The following is a 20,276-nucleotide window of genomic DNA, read 5'->3' on the forward strand; positions in this document are numbered from 1 at the left end:
GAGCGGCGTATTGATCTGAAACGGAAGCACATCATGGGCAAGGAATACGCTTACATCGACGTAGGCGCGACAAACACCGAGAGCAGCGAGGCTTACACGCAGGCATGGATAGAGCGTGTATTGGCTCAATCCACGCTGGAACCCCAGGCCAAGGCACTGATCCGGGCGGACGCCCTGATCCCCGTCGAATTCTCGGTATTCGATACCGATGACAGCCAGCAACAGCCGATCATTGTCGAGCACGAATCGTTGCCGCTGTGGCACATCCTCAACCATCGTTTTCCCTGGAAGGCATATGCCGGCAAGCAGCAAAGCACCGACAGCGTAAAAGCCAAAGTCCTGATGCCGTATTTCTACGGTGAGGTGGCACGAGAGTTGAATTTCACGCGATTTTTTCTCGGTCGCATCCGTGTCGGGGGGCAGATCCACGCGGGCTTTTGGGTACAGCATGAGTTGATGATGCCGTACCAGGCGGTACTCAAGACCGAGGTGGTGGTGCTATCGGTGTGGAACACCCACGCCGAGATAATGGCGGAAATCTGGTTTGACCTTCCTCTCATCTCCCTGGGAGCCAACCAATGGCCTAAGGCGATCAGCCTGGAGTGGCCGGGCATGCGCATTGGTGTGCAGTCGGGCAACCGCTTCGATTATTCAGCGGATACGAGTCAGAACCGGCTGTGGCTCAAACCCTTCGAAGAGCCTGTGGGGGTTGCGATCTTGAGTATCCTTCCGCGGTGGACACTCAAGGACGTGCAGCTGCCAGACACTCACATAGAGCCCAATCAATTGCTCAAGGTGACCCTTGGCAATCTTCCAGGCGGTGCGCCGGCGCTGGAATACTCGATCACCGTCGCCCAGGAATATCGAGCGTCAGGGCGCTGGCAATATTATCTTGCGGTCTATTTGAATCACCGTTGTCCCTGGGTGAACTGCGGGGTGATGGATGAAGAGGGCGTGATCCGCGCACAGAGTGACCAGCAGAATTTCTGGTTCGTGCGCAGCGACGCCTCCCAGGCGTCTTTTTCGATACAGATACTGCCTGGGGACCTGGCACAGTGGCTGGAGGGCGTGCCGACGTCGATACAGCCGGTTACGCCCCCCAAGGCCTGGCAAAAATGGGACAACCTGCTGAGCAGTGTGTGGAACGCCGAACTCTCCAAGGACTATATCCAGAACCTTATCGAGCGCTGCCTGAACAAGTCCGGGCTGCCGCAACGTACCCAGGATCGGTTCAGGGACGAAAAACGATTTCGCTATAAATACCAGGTGGGCTACCCGGTCTATTCGGCGGGCATGACCGCCTATGCGCCACCGCGCTACAAGCACTTTTCGTTCCTGCAAGTGCTGACGGGCGAGCCGCAGCGCACGGCGTATTTCCAGGAAACCATCGCCAACATCCATGTCAGCGGGGAACCGCTGTCGAGCGTGGAAGTGCGCACCCTGGGCCGCTTGCGCGACATCCTGTATGAAACCTTTGTCGCCGATATCGACGAACTGGCGCGCAACACCGACTACAAACAACTGTTTGGCGAAACCTGCGAGGCCTTGGCCAAGGTCCGCGCAGCACAATTCCTGGTCGATGATGCTGAGCAGGATGTGTCCCTGCGTGAACTCGCCCATCGTTTTCTCAAAGGTGAAGTCAAGCCGCGCCTGCTGCTGTTCCGGGAAAAAGTGGTGCCCAATGCGTTGGTGCTCAAGCTCAGTTCACAGAAGGCGCTGCTCATCTCACTGAACATGGCAGAGCTCACTTGGGCGGTGTGGCAGCCCAGCGGCGTGGCGGGGCAACCCAGTGACGACTTGATGCGGTTTATCACGCACCACCTGCCATTTCCGGAAAAACTCAGCGTGGAGCGCTCGGATTTCTATCCGCAGAAAAAGCGCTACGGCTATCACTACCGCCGCGTGCCACCGCAGCCGGTGTCTTTCCGGGAGGTGACGAACATCAACGATGCTCTGTATGAGATCGGTATCAGCGAACTCAAGCACATGATGAATTACGCGGTATTTTCCTCCGGTGAAGAGCGGCGCCTGGCGAAATGGGGCATGTTCAAGGTCGCTACCCGCGCGGTGTCCAGCCTGGTGATAGCGGCGGTCGGTCCCGCATCGGGCGTCGGGGCGTTGCTGTTGTCCGGCGGTGTCGGCCTGATCGCCAATGTCGCGGACGCAAGTTTCTCCTACCAACTGGCCCGCAGCATGGACCGACCCGAGGATTACGCCGCCTATGTGTATGAGTGCAAGTTGGGCGTCTTGCTGGGCGTGGTGGAGCTGGTCGCCGACGTGACCCTGGCCCGGGGGCAACTGCGCACGCTGTTGAAACGGTCGGCCCAGACCGGGAAGTTGCTGTTGCCGGCCTTGAGATCCCGTGAGCGCCCGGCCCCCCCTGTTTCCTTGGAACAGGCGAGCGCCTCCACGTTGTTCCTGCCCACATCGGCGGACCTGCTGGGTATGCGTGGTCGTCTGGAAAAGCTTTATCGCGACGCCAATAAGCTGGCCGAATTGGCGGGCGACGCCGAGGCTTCGAGTACAGGCGGCTTCGTTGAGTCCAAGCGCTGTGCGGACTACCTGTCAAGCCAGTCCTGGGACGTCCAGGCTATCGGCGTCTTGCTGTTTGCCGAACCGGACGACCCGCGTCCCCAGTGCCATTTTGCCCTGTCGGTTCGCAATGAAAGTGATGCGGCGGTGCTGGACACGGGGTTGGGGCGCCTGGACCCTTCGGCGCAGCAACTGGCCTATTTTGATTCCATCGCCGGTTGGGAGCAGCGCGTGCAGCAAGCACCGGCGTCGAGCGGCAAATTGGTGGTCTACAAGCTCTACGCCAACGTCATCGAGGCCAGCCATGAGCTCAATACGGTATTCCGGCTGGGGGTGAGTTGGGGGCGTTTCTTCAATACCGGCAGCTATTCGGTCCTCGCGTGTCCGCAACGCTTTATCACCGCCATCCAACGGCAACTGCCCAGGCTATGGGATGTACTTTCCCGGGAGCTGCCACGGGGCGCGTCGCAACTGACGACGGCGCTGCAAAATACGCCGCAGCCGTTCGATCACGCCGGCCTGTTGCTGCAGGTCAGTAACCTGCGAGGCTTGATCGATGAGTCCGAGGATATGTTGCGCCGTACCGTTGGAGTGCCGGTCGTTGGCAACCTCAGGGCGCAGCTGCTGGGGGCTTTCCGGAGCTGGCGCCACGAGTCGCTGGAAGAGTATGTGGAGCTGATGGACAGCGTTATCGCAGAAGAGGCGGAGTTGGTGCGCGGCGCGTTGGCTCATCTGGACCAGTTGCAATCGGGCCTCGCCAGCCCGATTGCCACGGCGGAGAACGCCCTGGTCGATTGCGTCGACTGGATCGCACTGCGGGCCGGCCAGGAAGACGACGACTGGCGCAGTTTGCTGCGCAGCGAAATCGAACGCTATGTCACGGGGGATCGCGCCCGTGCGGACCTGTGTACAAGGGCGCAACTCGACTACCTGCACCAGACGCTGGCCGCCCATCGCGAAGTGCAGATACACCACGTCCTGGGGGCCAGCTACGAACGACTCTCCATGAGTACCGGCCAGGCGCTGTTTGCTATCGGGTTGAAGTTGATCAACGCCATGGCTACCCATCGGCAGTCCGATTGCTTTTTCGCCCTGATCATGACCTGCCAGCCCTACGAGAACAGTAACGAGCACTTCGCCCGGATCATCTACGGTATCCACGCCCTGCGGCAAAAGCGCTTCATGGTACTGACCCAGGCCCACGAAAACCGCTTGAGCGGGCTGCGACCTGCGGAACCTGTACCGCTCTAGTCCGGCGTGCGGGTAAGCGTCTTGAGGGCTTGCGCGGCCAGCAACGTGGTCAGTTCGCGCGTCGACAGTGCGTGCTTGAGCCCGACGGCCTGCCCAGCCCACTGACTGCCAAAACCGGCCTCATCCTTGGCCTTCAATGGCATCAGCGCGCCGCCTGCCAGGGGGAAGGCCGGCGCCGCCGGGTTCACCGGGCCCAGCTCACGCATCAGGCGATTCAAGAGGCCACGGGCAGGGCGCCCGGTGAACAGGTTGGTCAGCGCTGTGCCACTGGCCTGGGCCGTCAGCAAGGCCAGATGGTGGGCCCGGCTGAGCGTCGCCTCCGGGGTGAACAGGTACGCGGTGCCGATCTGCACCGCCGAGGCCCCGAGGACGAAGGCCGCGGCAATACCGCGCGCATCGCCGATTCCGCCGGCGGCGATTACCGGGACGCGCACTGCGTCCACCACTTGCGGGACCAGGGCCAGCGTGCCGACCTGGCTGCTCAGATCCGACGTCAGGAACATTCCCCGATGCCCGCCGGCCTCATACCCCATGGCGATAATCGCGTCGCAACCGTGCCGCTCCAACCAGATCGCTTCCTCGACTGTGGTGGCTGAGGACAGCACCTTGGCCCCGGTCGCCTTGACACGTTCCAGCAGGCTTTTTTCCGGCAGACCGAAATGAAAGCTCACGACCTCGGGGCGGTGTTGCTCCACCACTTCGCAACTGGCGACGTTGAACGGGGCGCGATTGGAGACCGGAGTCGGCGCATCAAAATCGGCGCCCAGTTCGCGGTAGTAGGGTTCCAGCAAGGCCATCCAGTGGCGATTGCGTTCCTCATCCGGCTCCGGCGGCTGGTGGCAGAAGAAATTGACGTTGATAGGCCCGGTACTGGCATGGCGCACGGTGGCCAGGGTTTCGTGCAGTTGCTCGATGCTCAGCATCGCCGCAGGGATCGAACCCAGCGCGCCGGCCTGGTTGGCGGCAATCACCATGGCGGCGCTGGTCGCACCGGCCATAGGTGCCTGGATGATGGGCACGTCGATGCCCAGCAGGTCGAGAATACGGGTGTCTGGCCAGGTGCTCATGGGACGTGTCTCCAGTATCAGTGAGGCTTATCGCTGTTTTAACAGGGCCCTTGGCACCCGGCCAGTCTGTTTTATTCACTGGACGAGGGACGCTTTTCGTGCGCGTCAGTGGTCTCTTTCACGCTCCAGCAGCTGCCGCTTGCGTTCAACCCCCCAGCGATAGCCGGATAGATCGCCATTGCTGCGCACCACCCGATGACAGGGGATTGCTACCGCCAGGCTGTTCGCCCCGCAGGCCTGGGCCACCGCGCGAAAGGCCTTGGGCGCGCCGATGCGTTGGGCGATCTGCCCATAGCTGGCCGTGCTGCCCACCGGAATCTCGCGCAGGGCCTGCCACACCCGCTCCTGGAACGCGGTGCCACGCAAGTCCAGTGGCAAGTCCAGGCCCAGGGCCGGCGCCTCGATAAAGCCCACCACGTGCGCGATCAATTGTTCGAAACGGCGGTCGGCCCCCACCAGGTTGGCGTTGGGGAATTGGTCCTGCAGGTCGCGCACCAGTTTGTCCGGGTCATCCCCCAGCAGAATCGCACACACGCCACGGGCACTCTGCGCCACCAGGATTGCACCCAGCGAGCATTGCCCGACGGCGAACAGAATATCGTTGTTGGCGCCGCCGGCCTTGTAGTCGCTGGGCGTCATGCCGAGCCGTTGGTTGGCCGACTCATAAAAGCGGCTGTTGGAGTTGAAGCCGGCTTCATACAACGCATCGGTTACCGAATGTGGGCCCTTGAGCCCCTCGCGAACCTTGCGTGAGCGATGGGCGCTGGCGTAACCCTTGGGGGTCAAGCCGGTCACGCCTTTGAACACCCGGTGGAAATGGAACGGGCTCAGGCCGGCCCGGCTCGCCAGCGTGTTGAGGCTGGGCGCGGTGTCGGCGTGTTCGATCTGCCGGCACGCGTCAGCCACCAATTGCGCATGCTGCGCAGCCAGTTGTGTCTGGTCACCGGCTGCGCGTTTGCTGGCGCGATAACCGGCGGCCTCGGCCTGTGCCGGGGTGTCGAAAAACTCGATATTTTCCGGGCGAGGCAATCGCGAGGCGCTGCTCGGGCGGCAATACACACCGGTGGTTTTCACGCCGTAGACGAACAGCCCATCGGCTTTCGGATCGCGGGCAAGAATCGCAGCCCAGCGCGGATCTTGTTCGGTAGTCATGGTTGGCACTCTTGACGGGTCCTGGCCAGATTAGCCGTGCTGCAGTGGCCAGGCACTCCGAAGCTTGCGGTCAAATCAGCCGGCGGTGCGAAAAGTGAGGTTGATACGTTGCGGGCCCATGATCGGGTGCATGCCTTCCTTGATCGGCATCACCCCATGAAAACGCAGCCGATCGACCCCGCCCCAGACCACCACGTCACCATGGAACAGCGAGACCTTGCGGGTCTTGTCGCTGCGGGCGTGGCCACCGAACAGGAAAACTGCCGGCAACCCAAGGGATATCGACACGACGGGCTCGCTGTAGCGACGTTCATTCTTGTCCTGGTGCAAGGACATTTTCGCACCCGGAACATAACGATTGATCAGGCAGGCGTCGGGGGCAAAGTCGACAAACCCGGCGTCTGCCGCGGCTTCTATGGCCAGTTGGCGCAAGGTGTCCGGCAGCGCTGGCCAGGGTTGCCGGGTGCGAGGGTCCAGGGGCGTATAGCGGTAGCCGCTGGTGTCGCTGGTCCAGCCCAGCGCGCCGCAACTGCTCAAGGCGGCCGACATGGTAAAGCCCCCGGGCGTAACCATTTGCCGAAACGGCGATTGCGCCAGCACACGGCGCAGTTCTGGCAGAAGGCGTTCAATCCAGGGCAGGGCATAGCCTCTTAGCACGTAGGACTGTTCGCCGATCTGCTCACGCGCTGCGGGTTGTTGCAGGGCGTCATCGGCGAACAGGTCATCAGTGGGGCCGGGCATTGCCTTACAGCGCCTTGCTCACGTTGATGTCGGTGATGACATCACTGGCATCGTGGATTTTCGCCAAGGCCTGCGAGGCCTCTTCCACGCTATTGCTCGTCAGTTGGGCGAACTCGAAGCGGCGTTCGCCGTTGAGTTTGTACTTGATTACGTATTTGGTGGTAGCGGTCACGGTGATTTCCTGTGGCGTCTTCGAGTCAGCTCAGCTTGGTGCTGGTGCGACGTACGATGCGAATCTTGTGGGACAGCGCGGGCTTGCGGGTGACGCTGATTGCGCGACGCGTCACCACGTCCAGGGTGATGTTCCAGAACCCGGTGCTGGGGGCAGTGATCTTGGCGGGGAATTTGTCGAACGCGCCGCCGTGGTACGTGTGGCGGCCGCCATTCTTGAAACTGCGAAAATTTGCGTCGCTCATCAGGCGAATATTACAAGTCTGCGAGCATTCGATGACGACAATGTCCCCCTCGTTGAGGTGCTCGCGCTGGTGAATAAATTTCATGAGGGTGTCTCCAGAAGGGCTTTTTCTGAAAAATCAGAATGATACGTAGGTTAAGATGGAGTTTATCAGCCCCAGCGCGTTTATTATCGGCCCGTCTTCAACGGCGTCGACAATTTAAAACAGTTATTTACCGAGTTATCAGGGATAAATCCTACGTGGGCGGGAGAAAATTACCATCTCCGCTGTCGTAGGGTCTTTATTGGAGGTTTTGTATGAAGTGGAGTGTGTTGGTTCTGGCCTTGGCGATAGGTGGGTGTGCTTCGGTTGCAGATATCAAGCAGACCCCGCCGACGTTGGTGGTCATTTCCGGGAAAAAACCCCAGGAGTACGCGGCGTGTGTGGTAAGGAAGCTGTCGACCACCCGTCGGCCGCCGCAGATTGAACCGCATAAAGACGGTGTGCAGGTCATCGTACCGCAGAAGTTTTCCGCCGACCCTTCGGCTATTTTCGAAATTGAAGAGCGCTCCAGCGGTAGCAGCATCAAGCTCTACGAGAGCATGTCCAACGTGCCGATCCGCCCGGGAGATGTGAAAAAGGCCGGGGAAGAGTGCATTTCCGGTTGATGCCGCTGGGGAAAGCCGATATGAAGCGTGAACATGTGAAGGCCCGTCATGCCGAGGGTGAAATCTCGGCCACCCATGTCATCCAGAACCCCGCCGACCTGGGCGAGTGGATCGTCTTCTTCAAGAAAAGTGGCGGTCGCAGCTTTTTTCTGGTGGATGATCAGGATGAGGTCGAATCCTTTGCCAGTCTTGACGAGCTGAGCGAAATCCTTCGGGAGTTGGGGATCAAATTCGCCGAGATCCACCTGTAACGCGCGGGGTTACTTGCAGACGACCACCACGCTGCGACTTTTGTAGTTGCCCACGTCCTGGCCCAAGGTCTTGTCGCTTTCCTTCAGCGATGGCGTGCCTTCGGTGCCGACAATGCGATAGCCGGTGCCTGCGCAGGAGGCATCGGCTTTTTCGTAGCAACTGGCCCAGGAGTTGGCTTCGCCTGAACAGTCGATAGTCAGGCCTTGCTCGCCGTTCTTGAGGTAGACATCGGAAGTGGTGGTGCAGCCGGCGAGTGCCAGTACCGCAGTCAGTGCCAGAAATTTGTTCATGTGTGTTCGTCGTCGAGGGTGTGGGAGGGGCGCTGACACTGTCGTGGGGCGTTTGTGGAAGATTATAGCGAACTGCCATCTAGGTACAGGCAAAACCAAAAAAGCCCCGTGAGTCGGGGCTTTTTGCGCAGGGCTGCCGGCTTACTTACCCTTCGGTCTCTTGCTCGACGCGTGGCCCGCTTCGTCAACAAACACTTCGGCGACCGCGATCGCCATGCTTTCGGTCTCGAAAACGCCCGCGACGCTGTCTCCGTGGAAGTTGATCAGGTGCCAGCCGTCTGCTCGCTTGGTGATCAGGTAGCCGTTCACGCCTTTTGGTTCTGACATCTATTAACAATCTCGTGGTCTGATTCAAGGGAGCAATGATAGCCCCAATTGTCCCGGTGCCGCGCAAGTTATTCCAGGTCAGTGTTCTGGCCTGAAAAGCGTGCTAAAAGGGTTGCAGCCCCTTTTAAGCATGAGGAGATGACTTTTCTTAGCGTGGCGGTGAAGTCGCTCTTTGTAAGATCAGCGGAACTTACGCCGACATTTTTTCTCTATGATGACATCGCAACGCCAGCAGGACCCATTGTAAGGTGACTGCGGCCTGATTAGACTGCGCCGAATTCCGTACGCACAGCCCTTTGTAAGGACTTATATGATCAAGAAATGCTTGTTCCCAGCAGCCGGTTACGGCACTCGCTTCTTGCCAGCGACCAAGGCCATGCCCAAAGAGATGCTGCCGGTGGTAAACAAGCCACTGATTCAGTACGGCGTCGAAGAGGCATTGGATGCCGGTCTGAACGAAATCTCTATCGTCACCGGTCGCGGTAAGCGCGCACTGGAAGACCATTTCGACATCAGCTACGAGCTGGAAAACCAAATCAAGGGCACCGACAAGGAAAAATACCTGGTCGGCATCCGCAAGCTGCTGGACGAGTGCTCGTTCTCCTACACCCGTCAGACCCAGATGAAAGGTCTTGGTCACGCCATCCTGACCGGTCGCCCGTTGATCGGTGACGAGCCGTTCGCCGTAGTACTTGCGGACGACCTGTGTGTGAACCTGGAAGGCGACGGCGTACTGACCCAGATGGTCAAGCTGTACCAGAAATACCGCTGCACCATCGTTGCGGTTCAAGAGGTCGATCCTCAAGAGACCAACAAGTACGGCGTGATTGCCGGTGACGACATTGGCGATGGCCTGATCCGCGTACGCGACATGGTCGAGAAGCCGGCGCCTGAAGATGCACCGTCGAACCTGGCGATCATCGGTCGTTACATTCTGACCCCGGACATCTTCAAGTTGATCGAAGAAACCGAGCCAGGCAAGGGTGGCGAGATCCAGATCACCGACGCCCTGTTGAAACAGGCCAAAGACGGTTGCGTGATCGCCTACAAGTTCAAGGGTCGTCGTTTTGACTGCGGTGGCGCCGAAGGCTACATCGAAGCCACCAACTTCTGCTACGAGCACTTCTATAAGACTGGCAAGGCTTACTGATTCACGCAGGCCTGCCTTTGAAAAAGCCACCTTCGGGTGGCTTTTTCGTTTTTCAGCCCCATGTAAGTCGGTATGCTGATGTCCTGCCGAGGAGAATGAAATGGCCTACGATTTTGACCTGTATGTAATTGGCGCCGGTTCCGGCGGTGTTCGCGCGGCGCGCTTTGCTGCGGGCTTTGGGGCCAAGGTGGCCGTGGCGGAAAGTCGCTACCTGGGTGGCACCTGCGTGAACGTTGGCTGCGTGCCGAAGAAACTGCTGGTGTACGGTGCGCATTTTGCCGAGGACTTCGAGCAAGCCAGTGGCTTTGGCTGGTCCCTGGGTGAAGCGAATTTTGATTGGGCGACCCTGATCGCCAACAAGGATCGTGAGATCAATCGCCTCAATGGCATCTACCGCAACCTGCTGGTCAACAGCGGCGTGACCCTGCATGAGGGGCATGCGCGCCTGGTTGATCCGCACCAGGTGGAAATCAATGGCGAGCGCTTTACGGCCAGGCACATCCTGATCGCTACCGGGGGCTGGCCGCAGATTCCGGATATTCCGGGGCGTGAGCACGCCATAGGCTCCAATGAGGCGTTCTTCCTCAAAGAGCTGCCCAAGCGCGTGCTGGTGGTAGGTGGTGGCTATATCGCGGTTGAGTTCGCCGGGATTTTCCATGGCCTGGGCGCGCAGACGTCATTGCTGTATCGCGGTGACCTGTTCCTGCGTGGCTTTGATGGTTCAGTGCGCACACACCTTAAGGAAGAGTTGACCAAGCGCGGCCTCGACCTGCAATTCAATGCGGACATCGAACGCATTGAAAAGCAAGCCGATGGCAGCCTCAAGGCCACCTTGAAAGACGGTCGCGTGCTGGAGGCCGATTGCGTGTTCTATGCCACCGGCCGGCGTCCGATGCTGGATAACCTGGGCTTGGAAAATACCGGCGTGAAACTGGATGAGCGCGGTTTTGTCCAGGTGAACGACCAGTACGAGACTACTGAAGCTTCGATCCTGGCAATTGGTGACGTGATCGGTCGTGTGCAACTGACGCCGGTAGCCCTCGCCGAGGGCATGGCCGTAGCGCGTCGCTTGTTCAAGCCCGAGCACTACCGCCCGGTGGATTACGCAATGATCCCGACAGCGGTATTCAGCCTGCCGAATATCGGCACCGTCGGCCTGACGGAGGAGGAGGCGAAGAAGAACGGGCACAGGGTGCAGATCTTCGAAAGCCGGTTCCGCCCGATGAAGCTGACCTTGACCGAGTGCAAGGAAAAAACCTTGATGAAACTGGTGGTCGACGCGGATACCGACAAGGTGTTGGGCTGCCACATGGTCGGTCCGGATGCGGGCGAAATCGTCCAGGGCCTGGCGATCGCGCTCAAGGCCGGCGCGACCAAGCAGCACTTCGATGAAACCATCGGCGTGCATCCCACGGCGGCGGAAGAGTTCGTCACCATGCGCACGCCTGTGGCCGACTGATCAGGCTGGCGGTGTTGCCTCTGGCGCCGTCGCAACGGCGGCTGCCAGGCGCAACGCCTCGATAGTGGCATGGGCCTTCATAAGCTCCAGTTCCAGGCGCTTGTTGGTGTGCCCGTGCTCAGCCAGCGCTTGTTGGCGTGACTCACTTTCAAGCAAGGCCACCCGCAGGCGCTCCTGAAGGAGAGTGCGCTCGCTGTCGATCTGGCTCACGTGTTCGCTCAGCTTCAATTGCTGGGCCTGGCCTTTGCGGGTTTCCTCCTGCAGCGCAGCCAATTCCTTTGCCGTCACTCGGTGCTCGATCAGCAGGCGCTCGTTGTCGCGGTGCAACTGGGTGATTTCGTCCTGGCGAACCATTGTGCTTTGCTGGGCTTGGCGCAGCTCTGCCTGTACTTGCTGCAGTTGGCCTTCGTGGCGCCGCTGCTCCTGCTCGCGCTGCTCCTTGATCGCATTACGGTAGTGCTCCAGCGCCTCGCGGGCGTGCAGGTGCTTTTCTTCCAGCGAGCGAATCTGTTCGTCCTTGTCGTTGATCCTTAGCTCGTAATCGCTGCAGGCCTGGCTGAGCCCGGCGTTGCGCGTTTGCTCGGTTTGCAGGCTGGTGCTGACGGTTTGCAGGGCGGCGCTTTCTTGCGCCAGTGCAGCCGCCTGAATATCGAATTGTTGCTTGAGTTCGCCGTGTGCTTCTTCAAGTGCCTCGACCTGGGCGAGCAGGGCGGTTTTTTGCTGCTCGAACTGCGCCAGGGCCAGGTCAATCGGCTCTTGAGCCTTGTCTTTCAAGCGCTGCGCCAGGCGTGCAACCAGTTCACCCAGTTCGTCGTCAATCGGCGCTTCGGTGATGGTCAGGCGGGCTTCGCTGTCGTTCAGCTCCTTCAAATAGCGGTGGATCGTGGTTTTCGAGCCGGTATTGCCCATCTCGATGCGTACCGCGTCGATGCTGGGGTTCTCGCCACGGGCAAGGATCGCCAGGCGTGCCGTTTGAACTACTGCTTTATTAATGCCGCCGCGAGCCATGGGGTCTCCGTCGATTTAGTACTGTGGTATGTATTATGTAAATACATACTATATCACGAATAAAAACCTGTTCAAATTCATGATTTAACAGATGGGATATTGGCGTATTATCCCGTGTCATATGCGCCTGGAGCGCTCATACCTCTGCCAGCAGTACGAATAGGCCTCCCATGAGCGATCTGGACCGTTACCTAAACGCCGCCACCCGCGATAACACGCGCCGCAGCTATCGTGCGGCGATCGAACACTTCGAAGTCAGTTGGGGCGGATTTCTGCCGGCCACCAGCGACAGCGTGGCGCGCTATCTGGTGGCGCATGCCGGCGTGCTGGCGGTCAACACCTTGAAGTTGCGGCTCTCGGCATTGGCGCAATGGCATACCAGCCAGGGCTTTCCCGATCCGACGAAAGCGCCGGTGGTGCGCAAGGTGCTCAAGGGGATTCGCGCCGTGCACCCGGCGCAGGAGAAGCAGGCCGAGCCGTTGCAACTCAGGCATCTGGAGCAGGTCGTGGCCTCCCTTGAGGCTGAAGCGCGAGAGGCCGGTGATGCACATGACCAACCGCGATTGCTGCGGGCCAAGCGTGACACTGCACTCATCCTGCTGGGCTTCTGGCGTGGTTTTCGCAGCGATGAGTTGTGTCGCTTGAGCATCGAACACGTACAGGCCACGCCCGGTGCCGGCATCCGCCTGTACCTGCCACGCAGCAAAAGTGACCGCGACAACCTCGGCAAGACCTATCACACGCCGGCGCTGATGCGCCTGTGTCCGGTGCAGGCCTACAGCGAATGGCTCAGCGCCTCGGCCCTGGTGCGCGGTCCGGTATTCCGCGGTATCGATCGCTGGGGAAACCTGGGGGAGGAGGGCTTGCACCCCAACAGCGTGATACCGCTGCTGCGCCAGGCGCTTGAGCGCGCGGGCATCGCCGCCGAGCAGTACACCAGTCACTCGCTGCGTCGGGGCTTTGCCACCTGGGCCCATTCCAGCGGGTGGGACTTGAAGTCGTTGATGAGTTACGTCGGCTGGAGCGACATGAAATCCGCCATGCGCTATGTTGAAGCGACGCCCTTTCTCGGCATGACATTGGCCACTCAACCGCTGCTTTGAGATTTCTTCTATTAATACCGTCACCTGATAGAGAAAACCAATCGTCAGCATCAGGTTTGCCAATGAGCCATCCGCCGGGAGAGTGGGTAGGATTCACCTCATCAACTTCTTAACCCCTGACGGAGAGTCAACGATGCCTATCATCAACAGCCAAGTAAAACCGTTCAAAGCAACTGCATACAAAAACGGCAACTTCGTAGATGTGACCGACGCTGACCTGAAAGGCAAATGGTCGGTCGTGTTCTTCTACCCAGCCGACTTCACCTTCGTTTGCCCAACCGAGCTGGAAGACCTGGCTGACAACTACGCCGAATTCCAGAAGCTGGGCGTGGAAATCTACAGCGTGTCCACCGACACCCACTTTGCCCACGCTGCCTGGCACAACACTTCGCCAGCCATCGGCAAAATCCAGTACACCATGATCGGCGACCCGACCCTGACCATCTCCCGCAACTTCGACGTCCTGATCGAAGAAGCTGGCCTGGCCGACCGCGGTACCTTCGTGATCAACCCGGAAGGTCAGATCAAGATCGTTGAACTGAACGACGGCGGTGTTGGCCGTGACGCTTCCGAGCTGCTGCGCAAGATCAAGGCTGCTCAATATGTAGCCGCTCACCCAGGCGAAGTGTGCCCGGCCAAGTGGAAAGAAGGCGAGGCCACTCTGGCGCCGTCCCTGGACCTGGTCGGCAAGATCTAAGTCTGTGAAGACGTATCAAGGGCGGAACTCCGCACTTAAGTAAGCTGCATCCGCCCTCAGAACGCCCGGGCGATAGTCGCTCGGGCGTTTTTTTGTCTGCAATAAATCGAATTAATAGGAAATCGCCCGTATGTTGGACGCCAATCTTAAAGCTCAGTTGAAGTCATACCTGGAACGGGTCACCCAGCCGATCGAGATCGTCGCCTCCCTCGACGACGGCGCGAAATCCCAGGAAATGCTCGCCCTTTTGCAGGACGTAACCAGCCTCACCACGCTGATTACCCTGAAGACCGATGGCGATGATGCACGTAAGCCCTCGTTCTCCATCAACCGCCCGGGTGCCGATATCAGCCTGCGTTTCGCCGGCATCCCCATGGGCCATGAATTCACTTCGTTGGTGCTGGCCCTGCTGCAAGTCGGTGGCCACCCGTCGAAGGCCAGTGTCGAAGTGATTGAACAGATCCGCGCCCTTAAAGGCGAGTTCAGCTTCGAGACTTACTTCTCGCTGTCCTGCCAGAACTGCCCGGATGTGGTCCAGGCGCTGAACCTGATGGCCGTGCTCAACCCGAACATTCGCCACGTCGCCATCGACGGCGCGTTGTTCCAGGCTGAAGTCGACGAGCGTCAGATCATGGCAGTGCCGAGCGTCTACTTGAATGGCGTGAACTTCGGTCAGGGCCGCATGGGCCTGGAAGAAATCCTCGCCAAGCTCGACACCAGCGGCATTGAAAAAGCCGCCGAGAAAATCAGCGCCAAGGAGGCCTTTGATGTGCTGGTCGTCGGTGGTGGCCCAGCCGGTTCCGCAGCCGCCATCTACGCTGCACGTAAGGGCATTCGCACCGGTGTTGCCGCCGAACGCTTTGGTGGCCAGGTGCTGGACACCATGTCCATCGAGAACTTTATCTCGGTCCAGGAAACCGAAGGGCCGAAACTGGCCAGCGCCCTGGAAGCCCACGTGCGTCAGTACGACGTGGACATCATGAACCTGCAGCGCGCCAGCAGCCTGGTGCCGGCGAAGAATCCCGGTGATCTGCACGAAATTCGCTTTGAAAGCGGTGCGACCCTCAAGTCCAAGACCGTGATCCTGGCCACCGGCGCCCGCTGGCGCGAAATGGGTGTACCGGGCGAGCAGGAATACAAGGCCAAGGGCGTGTGCTTCTGCCCGCACTGCGATGGTCCGTTGTTCAAGGGCAAGCGTGTGGCGGTGATCGGCGGCGGTAACTCCGGCGTTGAAGCGGCTATCGACCTGGCCGGTATCGTCAGCCATGTGACCTTGCTGGAGTTCGACAGCAAGCTGCGCGCCGATGCGGTATTGCAGCGCAAGCTGTACAGCCTGCCTAACGTTGACGTGATCACCAGCGCGCTGACCAGTGAAGTCAAAGGTGATGGACAGAAAGTGACAGGCCTGGCCTACAAGGACCGCGATACCGGTGAGTTCAAGACCCTCGACCTGGAAGGCATCTTTGTACAGATCGGCTTGCTGCCCAACACCGACTGGCTTAAAGGCACTGTGGAACTGACCCCCCGTGGCGAGATCATTGTCGATGCCCGTGGCGAAACTTCACTGCCAGGGGTATTCGCCGCCGGTGACGTGACGACCGTGCCGTACAAGCAGATCGTGATTGCAGTAGGCGAGGGCGCCAAGGCTTCCCTGAGTGCTTTCGATCACTTGATCCGTACCTCAGCGCCCGCGTAAATACGAAGCCACCAATGAAAAACCCCATGATCACTCATGGGGTTTTTTTCGTTACAGCGGCGCTGGCTGAATAATCTCAACCCAGTACCCATCCGGGTCCTTGATGAACGCCAGGCTTTTCATGCGGCCATCGGTCAGGCGTTTCTGGAAATCGCAGCCCAGTGCTTCGAAGCGTTCGCATGCGGCGACAATATCGGGCACCGAGATGCAGATATGGCCAAAACCACGCGGGTCGGTGTTGCCGTTGTGGTAGGCGAAGTCGGCATCGTTTTCGGTGCCGTGGTTGTGGGTCAGTTCCAGGATGCCTGGGATCGACTTCATCCATTGGGTGCGCGCGGCGGCGTCGGCCGGGATCTGGGATTTGTCCACAAGGGCCAGGAAGTACAGGCTGAATTCGGCTTCCGGGAAGTCGCGCTTTTCAACCAGGGAAAAACCCAGGACCCGGGTGTAGAAGTCCAGGGACTTGGTGATGTCCTTGACCCGCAGCATGGTGTGGTTGAACACGAAGTTCGAGGTGGCGGTGTCGGGTTGGGCGGTGACGCCCGGGAAGGTGTTCAGTTCGTGCAGGCTCATGGGCCCTCCAGAGAAAAATGGGGCAAACGCGGCTCCAGGTGCGAGGAGCGTTCCCTTGGCTTGCGGCTGGCGTCCGTGCAGCCGGAGCATGATACGCAAGGCCCGCCTGCTGCGCCAAATGAAAAAGCGCGCGCAGGTCTTGCGACCGGCCGGTGGCGGGGCTCACACTTTGTCGCTTGAACCTTGGGTGTCTTTTGCAATGATCGAATGTCGTATACCGCTGTTGAGCGCTCTGTGTTTGCTGTTGACCAGCCCCTGGGTGTGGGCGGCCGACCCGGAAATTCATTGGCCCAGCGGCTGGCAGGTCGAGGAGGTGGTGCCCGACGGCGACGCGCCGGCCACGCCGCAGCCGGTCTCGCGGCAGCGTGCGATCAAGAACGACGAAAATGGCAACACGTTGATGGTGATGGAGTTGACGGGGACGCCGATCGAAGCCGGGCATAACGTTAATCTTCAGGGCGTATTGTTGGAGATGCGCAAGTCCATCCAGAAGGATTTTGCCCAAGGCGGTTACCAGAGTGTGTGCAGCAAGATGCACTCCACAACACTGAGTCGTCTTGAAGCCGTGGAAACTACCTGTGTGATTACCGAGAATGGACGGCACGTGCTTTCACAAACATTGGTCGGGGCTGTTGATACCGAAAAAGCGTATGTTTTTTCATACGCGGGTCAAGCCGACGCTTACGAAGCCAGCAAGGACGAAGTCAGTTCGGTGCGCGCCAGCCTCAAACTTTAAGTGCGTTTCGCCCGTCGATTCCGAACAAAGTGAAATGTTATTTAAGTTCTGTTTCAAACCCTTGAATAAAAAAGCCCCGCATGTGCGGGGCTCTTTGTTAGTGCGTTGTGATCAGCCGCGAAGCCAGGAGTCTACAGTGGCGGCGCCATACTGTTCTTTCCAGGCCTTGAGGCCACGGTGGTTACCGCCCTTGGTTTCGATCAGTTCGCCAGTGTGCGGGTTGTGGTAAACCTTGACCACGCGCGCACGGCGCTGTTTGGGTGCGCTGGCGGCGGCAGCGCTGGTCTTGCCCGGGTTTGGATCAAGGATCAGGATGATGTCGCGCAGGCCTTTGCCGTAGGTTTTCATCAGTCCTTGAAGCTTTTCTTCGAATTCGATTTCTTTCTTCAGGCCGGCGTCGTTCTTCAGGGACTCCAGCTGGGCAAGCTGCTCTTGAAGGGCTTTTTCTGCTGCGCGAAATTCGGCGAGTCTGGACAAAATCTGTACTCCAATAGTGTATTTGGCTGATGTCAACTACAGACAAAGCTATAAGCCAATAGCGTTAAGGCGACTCACAGAAGAAGTCGTCCTGCGAGTTCTGCACAGGCAAGAAAAATTGTAGTAGTTAATCCGCCACGAGTAAATCATGTCTTTTGTCTTATTAACATTATTTCAACACCGCTAGTGCATGGCTATTCAATGGCTGGCCAGATTTTTAATGAATTCATCGCTGGGTAATGGCTTTCCAAACAGGTAGCCCTGGAGGAAATCCACGCCGTGAGCGGCCAGGTACTCGCATTGCTCGGCGGTCTCTACACCTTCTGCAACGATGCCCAGGTCCAGCTTGCCGGATAATTCGATGATGCTGTCCAGAATATGCCGCGATAGTGCATCGGCCCCGATCATGGCGACAAAACTCTGGTCGATCTTCAAGTAATCCACATTGAAGTTGCGCAAATAGCCCAGGCTGGAATGGCCGGTACCAAAGTCATCGATGGCAATCATCACACCCAGTTGATGCAGGGCGTCGAACAGTCGGCGGGTAATATCCGTGGGCTCGATCAGTTCGCGCTCGGTCAGCTCCAGCACCAAGGTCACCTGGCCCGGTGCAAAGGCGGCGAGAAACTCACGGCAATCCTCCACCAGGGCAAGGTCGTGGCAATGGCGCGCGGTGATATTCACGCCGATATGGAAGCCCGGGCTGAACTGCGTCGCATGGGGCGCCAGTTGGGCTGCGGTCTGGCGCAGCAGGGCGCGGGTCATCGGCACGATCAGGCCGGAGTGTTCAGCCAGCGGGATAAACAGGTCGGGCCGGACCAGGCCTTCCTTGGGGTGCTGCCAGCGCATCAGCACCTCGCAGCCGGCCCACTCGCGGGTGTCACCGCGTACCACCGGCTGGAAGTACGGGATGAACTCATTGGCCCCCAAGGCCCGCTGCAGCTCATGGGTGGGCGCCGAGGAACGCTTTTGCAGCCAGTGCGCAAGCAGGCCCGCGAGCACGCCAAAGAACACCACCAGGCTGAACAGCGCCGGGTAACGCGCCTGCATATAGCGCCACACCTCACCGGCCGGCATGCCGGCGTCGACGCTGTAGCGATAGCGCTCGGACGCCAGATGATGATGGGCCACGGCAAATACCGGGACGGCGGTGTCGTGCACATTGCCGTCCGCGCCTAGCCAGTGAGGCCCGACTTGCAGCACGAGCCGGGCATAGCGGCTGATCAGGCGCAGGGCGTTGGTCAGGTGATAGCCGTCGATGGAGGCAAACGCCGCTTTGTCGCCGTCGACCAGGCGGTAGACCAGCAACGCGGTATCCGGCGTAACCGGGTTGCCGTTCATCAGCCACAGGCGGCCATCGACGTAGTCAGCCGGGTTTACCGGTGACTCGTAGTTGCTGCCGAACAGGGAGCTGCAATAGATGTTTTTCTGCCAGGACAAGGTCGTTGCCCGCACAAACGGCCGGCGGGTGACCTGTTCACGCAGCGCCAGTTGCGCGCCACTGTCACACGGCTGTCCGGCCAGGGGCAGCAAGGCCTGGGCGGCGAGGGCGGTATTGTCGAGCATCAGGTCGAATTGACGTATGGCTTCCTGGGCGGTTTGCGCTGTGCTTTGTTCAAGGGTGCGCTCGGCCTGCCAATACAGGATAGCCGCACCCAGCAGGATCGGCAGCACACCCGCCAACAGGCTGATCGCATAGCGGCTGAGAAGTCTTCGCGGGCCTTTGACAGTGAGGGGCATGGGTTCAGGCCTGTTGCGCAGGGGGCGGGCTTTACCGGCAGGCCGGCGGGGAATGTTCCGATGATAGATGGCCCGTTTGGAATTTGCTCGCCCTGACAAGGTTTTGCGCAATCTCGATAAAGGCCAGGGCGGCCGGTGACGACTGCCGCCGATCCAGCACCGCCAGGCCGATCTGGCGCGGCACACGGGGCGAAAGCGGTCGCTTCACATAGCGCGGATCATGTGCCTGTGGCAGCGACGCTTCGGCGACGATGCTCAGGCCATCGCCACGGCTGACCGCTTCCAGGGTGCTCAGCAGTTGTGCACAGCGGTAACGAATCTTTGGCCGCAGTTGGCCGACGTCGAACAGGCGGGTGACTAACTCCGAGGAGCCGGCTTCGGTCAGGATAAAGGCATCGTCACACAGGTCCGGCAGGGTCAGCGTGTCCCGCGCAGCCAATGGATGATCTGCTGGCAGCAGCGCCACCATCTGGTCCTCGAACACGGCAAAGGTGTCGAAGCGCTCCTGTTCCAGCACCACAAAGCCCACATCGATCCGTCGCTCATCCAGCCACTGCAGCACCTGGCGGTCCGGCCCTTCGTCCACATGCACCTCAATCCCCGGATGGGCGCTGCGAAACTCGCTGAGGATGGTGGGCAGCAGGCGAATCGACGCGGTCGGCCCGAACGAGCCGATGCGCAAAGTACCGCGTCGCATGCCACGGGCATCGGCCGCTTCTTGTTGCAGGGTGTTGGCCAGGCCGAGCATGGCACGGGCACGTCCGAGTAATTGCTGGCCGATGTCGCTGGGTTCCACCAGCGACTGGTGGCGCCGAAACAGCTCTACACCGAGCTCCTGCTCCAGGGCCTTGATGGCATGGGACACCGCCGATTGGCTGATGCCCAGGCGGTGGGCGGCACTGGTGAAGCCCTGCAGCTCGGCGACCAGCGAGAAGATTTCCAATTGGGTCAGGGTCATGAGT

At 59.7% G+C, this 20,276-nt stretch carries 21 protein-coding genes; 9 read left to right on the plus strand and 12 right to left on the minus strand.

The window, feature by feature from the left end; genetic code table 11:
• The first annotated feature begins 33 nt into the window (after window positions 1-33).
• On the plus strand, window positions 34-3,783 hold the full coding sequence (locus AC07OT_RS00840) for a hypothetical protein (RefSeq protein WP_495107145.1): 3,750 nt from the start codon (window positions 34-36) through the stop codon (window positions 3,781-3,783).
• Here the strand turns inward: AC07OT_RS00840 and AC07OT_RS00845 are convergent.
• From AC07OT_RS00845 to AC07OT_RS00865, 5 genes are all read right to left on the minus strand, one after another.
• Window positions 3,780-4,850, minus strand: coding sequence for an NAD(P)H-dependent flavin oxidoreductase (locus AC07OT_RS00845; protein ID WP_495107146.1), 1,071 nt, complete (start codon window positions 4,848-4,850; stop codon window positions 3,780-3,782). The two genes, AC07OT_RS00840 and AC07OT_RS00845, sit on opposite strands and share 4 nt — an antisense overlap.
• A 105-nt stretch (window positions 4,851-4,955) precedes the next feature.
• Window positions 4,956-6,002 (minus strand): bifunctional DNA-binding transcriptional regulator/O6-methylguanine-DNA methyltransferase Ada, encoded by a 1,047-nt coding sequence (gene ada / locus AC07OT_RS00850; protein WP_495107147.1) that lies wholly within the window; start codon window positions 6,000-6,002, stop codon window positions 4,956-4,958.
• 75 nt (window positions 6,003-6,077) lie between these two features.
• Window positions 6,078-6,743, minus strand: a complete 666-nt coding sequence (alkB, locus tag AC07OT_RS00855; RefSeq protein WP_495107148.1) for a DNA oxidative demethylase AlkB — start codon at window positions 6,741-6,743, stop codon at window positions 6,078-6,080.
• Between the two features lie 4 nt (window positions 6,744-6,747).
• Window positions 6,748-6,915 (minus strand): hypothetical protein, encoded by a 168-nt coding sequence (locus AC07OT_RS00860; protein WP_168209027.1) that lies wholly within the window; start codon window positions 6,913-6,915, stop codon window positions 6,748-6,750.
• 25 nt (window positions 6,916-6,940) lie between these two features.
• Window positions 6,941-7,243, minus strand: a complete 303-nt coding sequence (locus tag AC07OT_RS00865) for a DUF1883 domain-containing protein (protein ID WP_003173824.1) — start codon at window positions 7,241-7,243, stop codon at window positions 6,941-6,943.
• Between the two features lie 212 nt (window positions 7,244-7,455).
• Between AC07OT_RS00865 and AC07OT_RS00870 the strand changes: the two genes are divergently transcribed.
• On the plus strand, window positions 7,456-7,806 hold the full coding sequence (locus AC07OT_RS00870) for a hypothetical protein (protein WP_065941567.1): 351 nt from the start codon (window positions 7,456-7,458) through the stop codon (window positions 7,804-7,806).
• A 20-nt stretch (window positions 7,807-7,826) separates the two neighbouring features.
• On the plus strand, window positions 7,827-8,057 hold the full coding sequence (locus AC07OT_RS00875) for a hypothetical protein (protein WP_027606591.1): 231 nt from the start codon (window positions 7,827-7,829) through the stop codon (window positions 8,055-8,057).
• 9 nt (window positions 8,058-8,066) lie between these two features.
• Here the strand turns inward: AC07OT_RS00875 and AC07OT_RS00880 are convergent, their stop codons facing one another.
• Window positions 8,067-8,348, minus strand: coding sequence for a hypothetical protein (locus tag AC07OT_RS00880; protein ID WP_027606590.1), 282 nt, complete (start codon window positions 8,346-8,348; stop codon window positions 8,067-8,069).
• A 141-nt stretch (window positions 8,349-8,489) separates the two neighbouring features.
• Complete coding sequence (locus AC07OT_RS00885; protein ID WP_017528082.1) at window positions 8,490-8,675, minus strand: hypothetical protein; 186 nt, start codon at window positions 8,673-8,675, stop codon at window positions 8,490-8,492.
• A gap of 310 nt (window positions 8,676-8,985) precedes the next feature.
• On the opposite strand from AC07OT_RS00885, the gene galU reads away from it, so the two are divergent.
• On the plus strand, window positions 8,986-9,825 hold the full coding sequence (galU, locus tag AC07OT_RS00890; protein ID WP_003212579.1) for a UTP--glucose-1-phosphate uridylyltransferase GalU: 840 nt from the start codon (window positions 8,986-8,988) through the stop codon (window positions 9,823-9,825).
• Window positions 9,826-9,925: 100 nt separating this feature from the next.
• A complete protein-coding gene (gene gorA, locus AC07OT_RS00895; RefSeq protein WP_495107149.1) occupies window positions 9,926-11,284 on the plus strand; it encodes a glutathione-disulfide reductase in 1,359 nt (452 codons plus the stop codon).
• Here the strand turns inward: gorA and AC07OT_RS00900 are convergent, their stop codons facing one another.
• Entirely contained in the window at window positions 11,285-12,292 is a 1,008-nt protein-coding gene (locus AC07OT_RS00900) for a DNA-binding protein (RefSeq protein ID WP_495107150.1), read from the minus strand.
• 170 nt (window positions 12,293-12,462) lie between these two features.
• Here AC07OT_RS00900 and AC07OT_RS00905 point away from each other — a divergent pair, with 170 nt between their 5' ends.
• The 3 genes from AC07OT_RS00905 (at window position 12,463) to ahpF (ending at window position 15,788) form a co-directional block, all read left to right on the plus strand.
• Window positions 12,463-13,395 carry a site-specific integrase gene (locus AC07OT_RS00905; RefSeq protein ID WP_495107151.1) on the plus strand — a complete coding sequence of 311 codons (933 nt, stop codon included), beginning with the start codon at window positions 12,463-12,465 and terminating at the stop codon, window positions 13,393-13,395.
• A 133-nt stretch (window positions 13,396-13,528) separates the two neighbouring features.
• Window positions 13,529-14,092 carry an alkyl hydroperoxide reductase subunit C gene (gene ahpC, locus AC07OT_RS00910; protein WP_003173835.1) on the plus strand — a complete coding sequence of 188 codons (564 nt, stop codon included), beginning with the start codon at window positions 13,529-13,531 and terminating at the stop codon, window positions 14,090-14,092.
• A gap of 130 nt (window positions 14,093-14,222) precedes the next feature.
• Window positions 14,223-15,788, plus strand: a complete 1,566-nt coding sequence (gene ahpF / locus AC07OT_RS00915; protein ID WP_027606586.1) for an alkyl hydroperoxide reductase subunit F — start codon at window positions 14,223-14,225, stop codon at window positions 15,786-15,788.
• A gap of 51 nt (window positions 15,789-15,839) precedes the next feature.
• On the opposite strand, the gene gloA is transcribed toward ahpF, so the two are convergent.
• Complete coding sequence (gloA, locus tag AC07OT_RS00920) at window positions 15,840-16,361, minus strand: lactoylglutathione lyase (protein ID WP_115487281.1); 522 nt, start codon at window positions 16,359-16,361, stop codon at window positions 15,840-15,842.
• A 199-nt stretch (window positions 16,362-16,560) separates the two neighbouring features.
• Here gloA and AC07OT_RS00925 point away from each other — a divergent pair, with 199 nt between their 5' ends.
• Window positions 16,561-17,097 (plus strand): DUF4946 domain-containing protein, encoded by a 537-nt coding sequence (locus AC07OT_RS00925; RefSeq protein ID WP_495107512.1) that lies wholly within the window; start codon window positions 16,561-16,563, stop codon window positions 17,095-17,097.
• 111 nt (window positions 17,098-17,208) lie between these two features.
• Here AC07OT_RS00925 and AC07OT_RS00930 read toward each other — a convergent pair whose 3' ends face one another.
• The 3 genes from AC07OT_RS00930 to AC07OT_RS00940 all read right to left on the minus strand — a co-directional run bounded on the left by AC07OT_RS00930 (window position 17,209) and on the right by AC07OT_RS00940 (window position 20,272).
• A complete protein-coding gene (locus AC07OT_RS00930) occupies window positions 17,209-17,574 on the minus strand; it encodes a histone-like nucleoid-structuring protein, MvaT/MvaU family (protein ID WP_027606583.1) in 366 nt (121 codons plus the stop codon).
• Between the two features lie 198 nt (window positions 17,575-17,772).
• Window positions 17,773-19,314 carry an EAL domain-containing protein gene (locus AC07OT_RS00935; RefSeq protein WP_495107152.1) on the minus strand — a complete coding sequence of 514 codons (1,542 nt, stop codon included), beginning with the start codon at window positions 19,312-19,314 and terminating at the stop codon, window positions 17,773-17,775.
• A gap of 31 nt (window positions 19,315-19,345) precedes the next feature.
• Window positions 19,346-20,272: a LysR family transcriptional regulator gene (locus AC07OT_RS00940; protein WP_495107153.1), complete on the minus strand. Its 927-nt coding sequence runs from the start codon at window positions 20,270-20,272 to the stop codon at window positions 19,346-19,348.
• Window positions 20,273-20,276: the final 4 nt, after the last annotated feature.

This window comes from Pseudomonas sp. GW821-FHT09C10 (assembly GCF_059418085.1).

Bases quoted from the DNA above. Each gene is read 5' to 3' on its own strand.
- AC07OT_RS00840 (WP_495107145.1), top strand. From the start codon at position 34: ATGGGCAAGGAATACGCTTACATCGACGTAGGCGCGACAAACACCGAG.
- AC07OT_RS00845 (WP_495107146.1), bottom strand. From the start codon at position 4,850: ATGAGCACCTGGCCAGACACCCGTATTCTCGACCTGCTGGGCATCGAC.
- ada (WP_495107147.1), bottom strand. From the start codon at position 6,002: ATGACTACCGAACAAGATCCGCGCTGGGCTGCGATTCTTGCCCGCGAT.
- alkB (WP_495107148.1), bottom strand. From the start codon at position 6,743: ATGCCCGGCCCCACTGATGACCTGTTCGCCGATGACGCCCTGCAACAA.
- AC07OT_RS00865 (WP_003173824.1), bottom strand. From the start codon at position 7,243: ATGAAATTTATTCACCAGCGCGAGCACCTCAACGAGGGGGACATTGTC.
- AC07OT_RS00870 (WP_065941567.1), top strand. From the start codon at position 7,456: ATGAAGTGGAGTGTGTTGGTTCTGGCCTTGGCGATAGGTGGGTGTGCT.
- AC07OT_RS00875 (WP_027606591.1), top strand. From the start codon at position 7,827: ATGAAGCGTGAACATGTGAAGGCCCGTCATGCCGAGGGTGAAATCTCG.
- AC07OT_RS00880 (WP_027606590.1), bottom strand. From the start codon at position 8,348: ATGAACAAATTTCTGGCACTGACTGCGGTACTGGCACTCGCCGGCTGC.
- AC07OT_RS00885 (WP_017528082.1), bottom strand. From the start codon at position 8,675: ATGTCAGAACCAAAAGGCGTGAACGGCTACCTGATCACCAAGCGAGCA.
- galU (WP_003212579.1), top strand. From the start codon at position 8,986: ATGATCAAGAAATGCTTGTTCCCAGCAGCCGGTTACGGCACTCGCTTC.
- gorA (WP_495107149.1), top strand. From the start codon at position 9,926: ATGGCCTACGATTTTGACCTGTATGTAATTGGCGCCGGTTCCGGCGGT.
- AC07OT_RS00900 (WP_495107150.1), bottom strand. From the start codon at position 12,292: ATGGCTCGCGGCGGCATTAATAAAGCAGTAGTTCAAACGGCACGCCTG.
- AC07OT_RS00905 (WP_495107151.1), top strand. From the start codon at position 12,463: ATGAGCGATCTGGACCGTTACCTAAACGCCGCCACCCGCGATAACACG.
- ahpC (WP_003173835.1), top strand. From the start codon at position 13,529: ATGCCTATCATCAACAGCCAAGTAAAACCGTTCAAAGCAACTGCATAC.
- ahpF (WP_027606586.1), top strand. From the start codon at position 14,223: ATGTTGGACGCCAATCTTAAAGCTCAGTTGAAGTCATACCTGGAACGG.
- gloA (WP_115487281.1), bottom strand. From the start codon at position 16,361: ATGAGCCTGCACGAACTGAACACCTTCCCGGGCGTCACCGCCCAACCC.
- AC07OT_RS00925 (WP_495107512.1), top strand. From the start codon at position 16,561: ATGATCGAATGTCGTATACCGCTGTTGAGCGCTCTGTGTTTGCTGTTG.
- AC07OT_RS00935 (WP_495107152.1), bottom strand. From the start codon at position 19,314: ATGCCCCTCACTGTCAAAGGCCCGCGAAGACTTCTCAGCCGCTATGCG.
- AC07OT_RS00940 (WP_495107153.1), bottom strand. From the start codon at position 20,272: ATGACCCTGACCCAATTGGAAATCTTCTCGCTGGTCGCCGAGCTGCAG.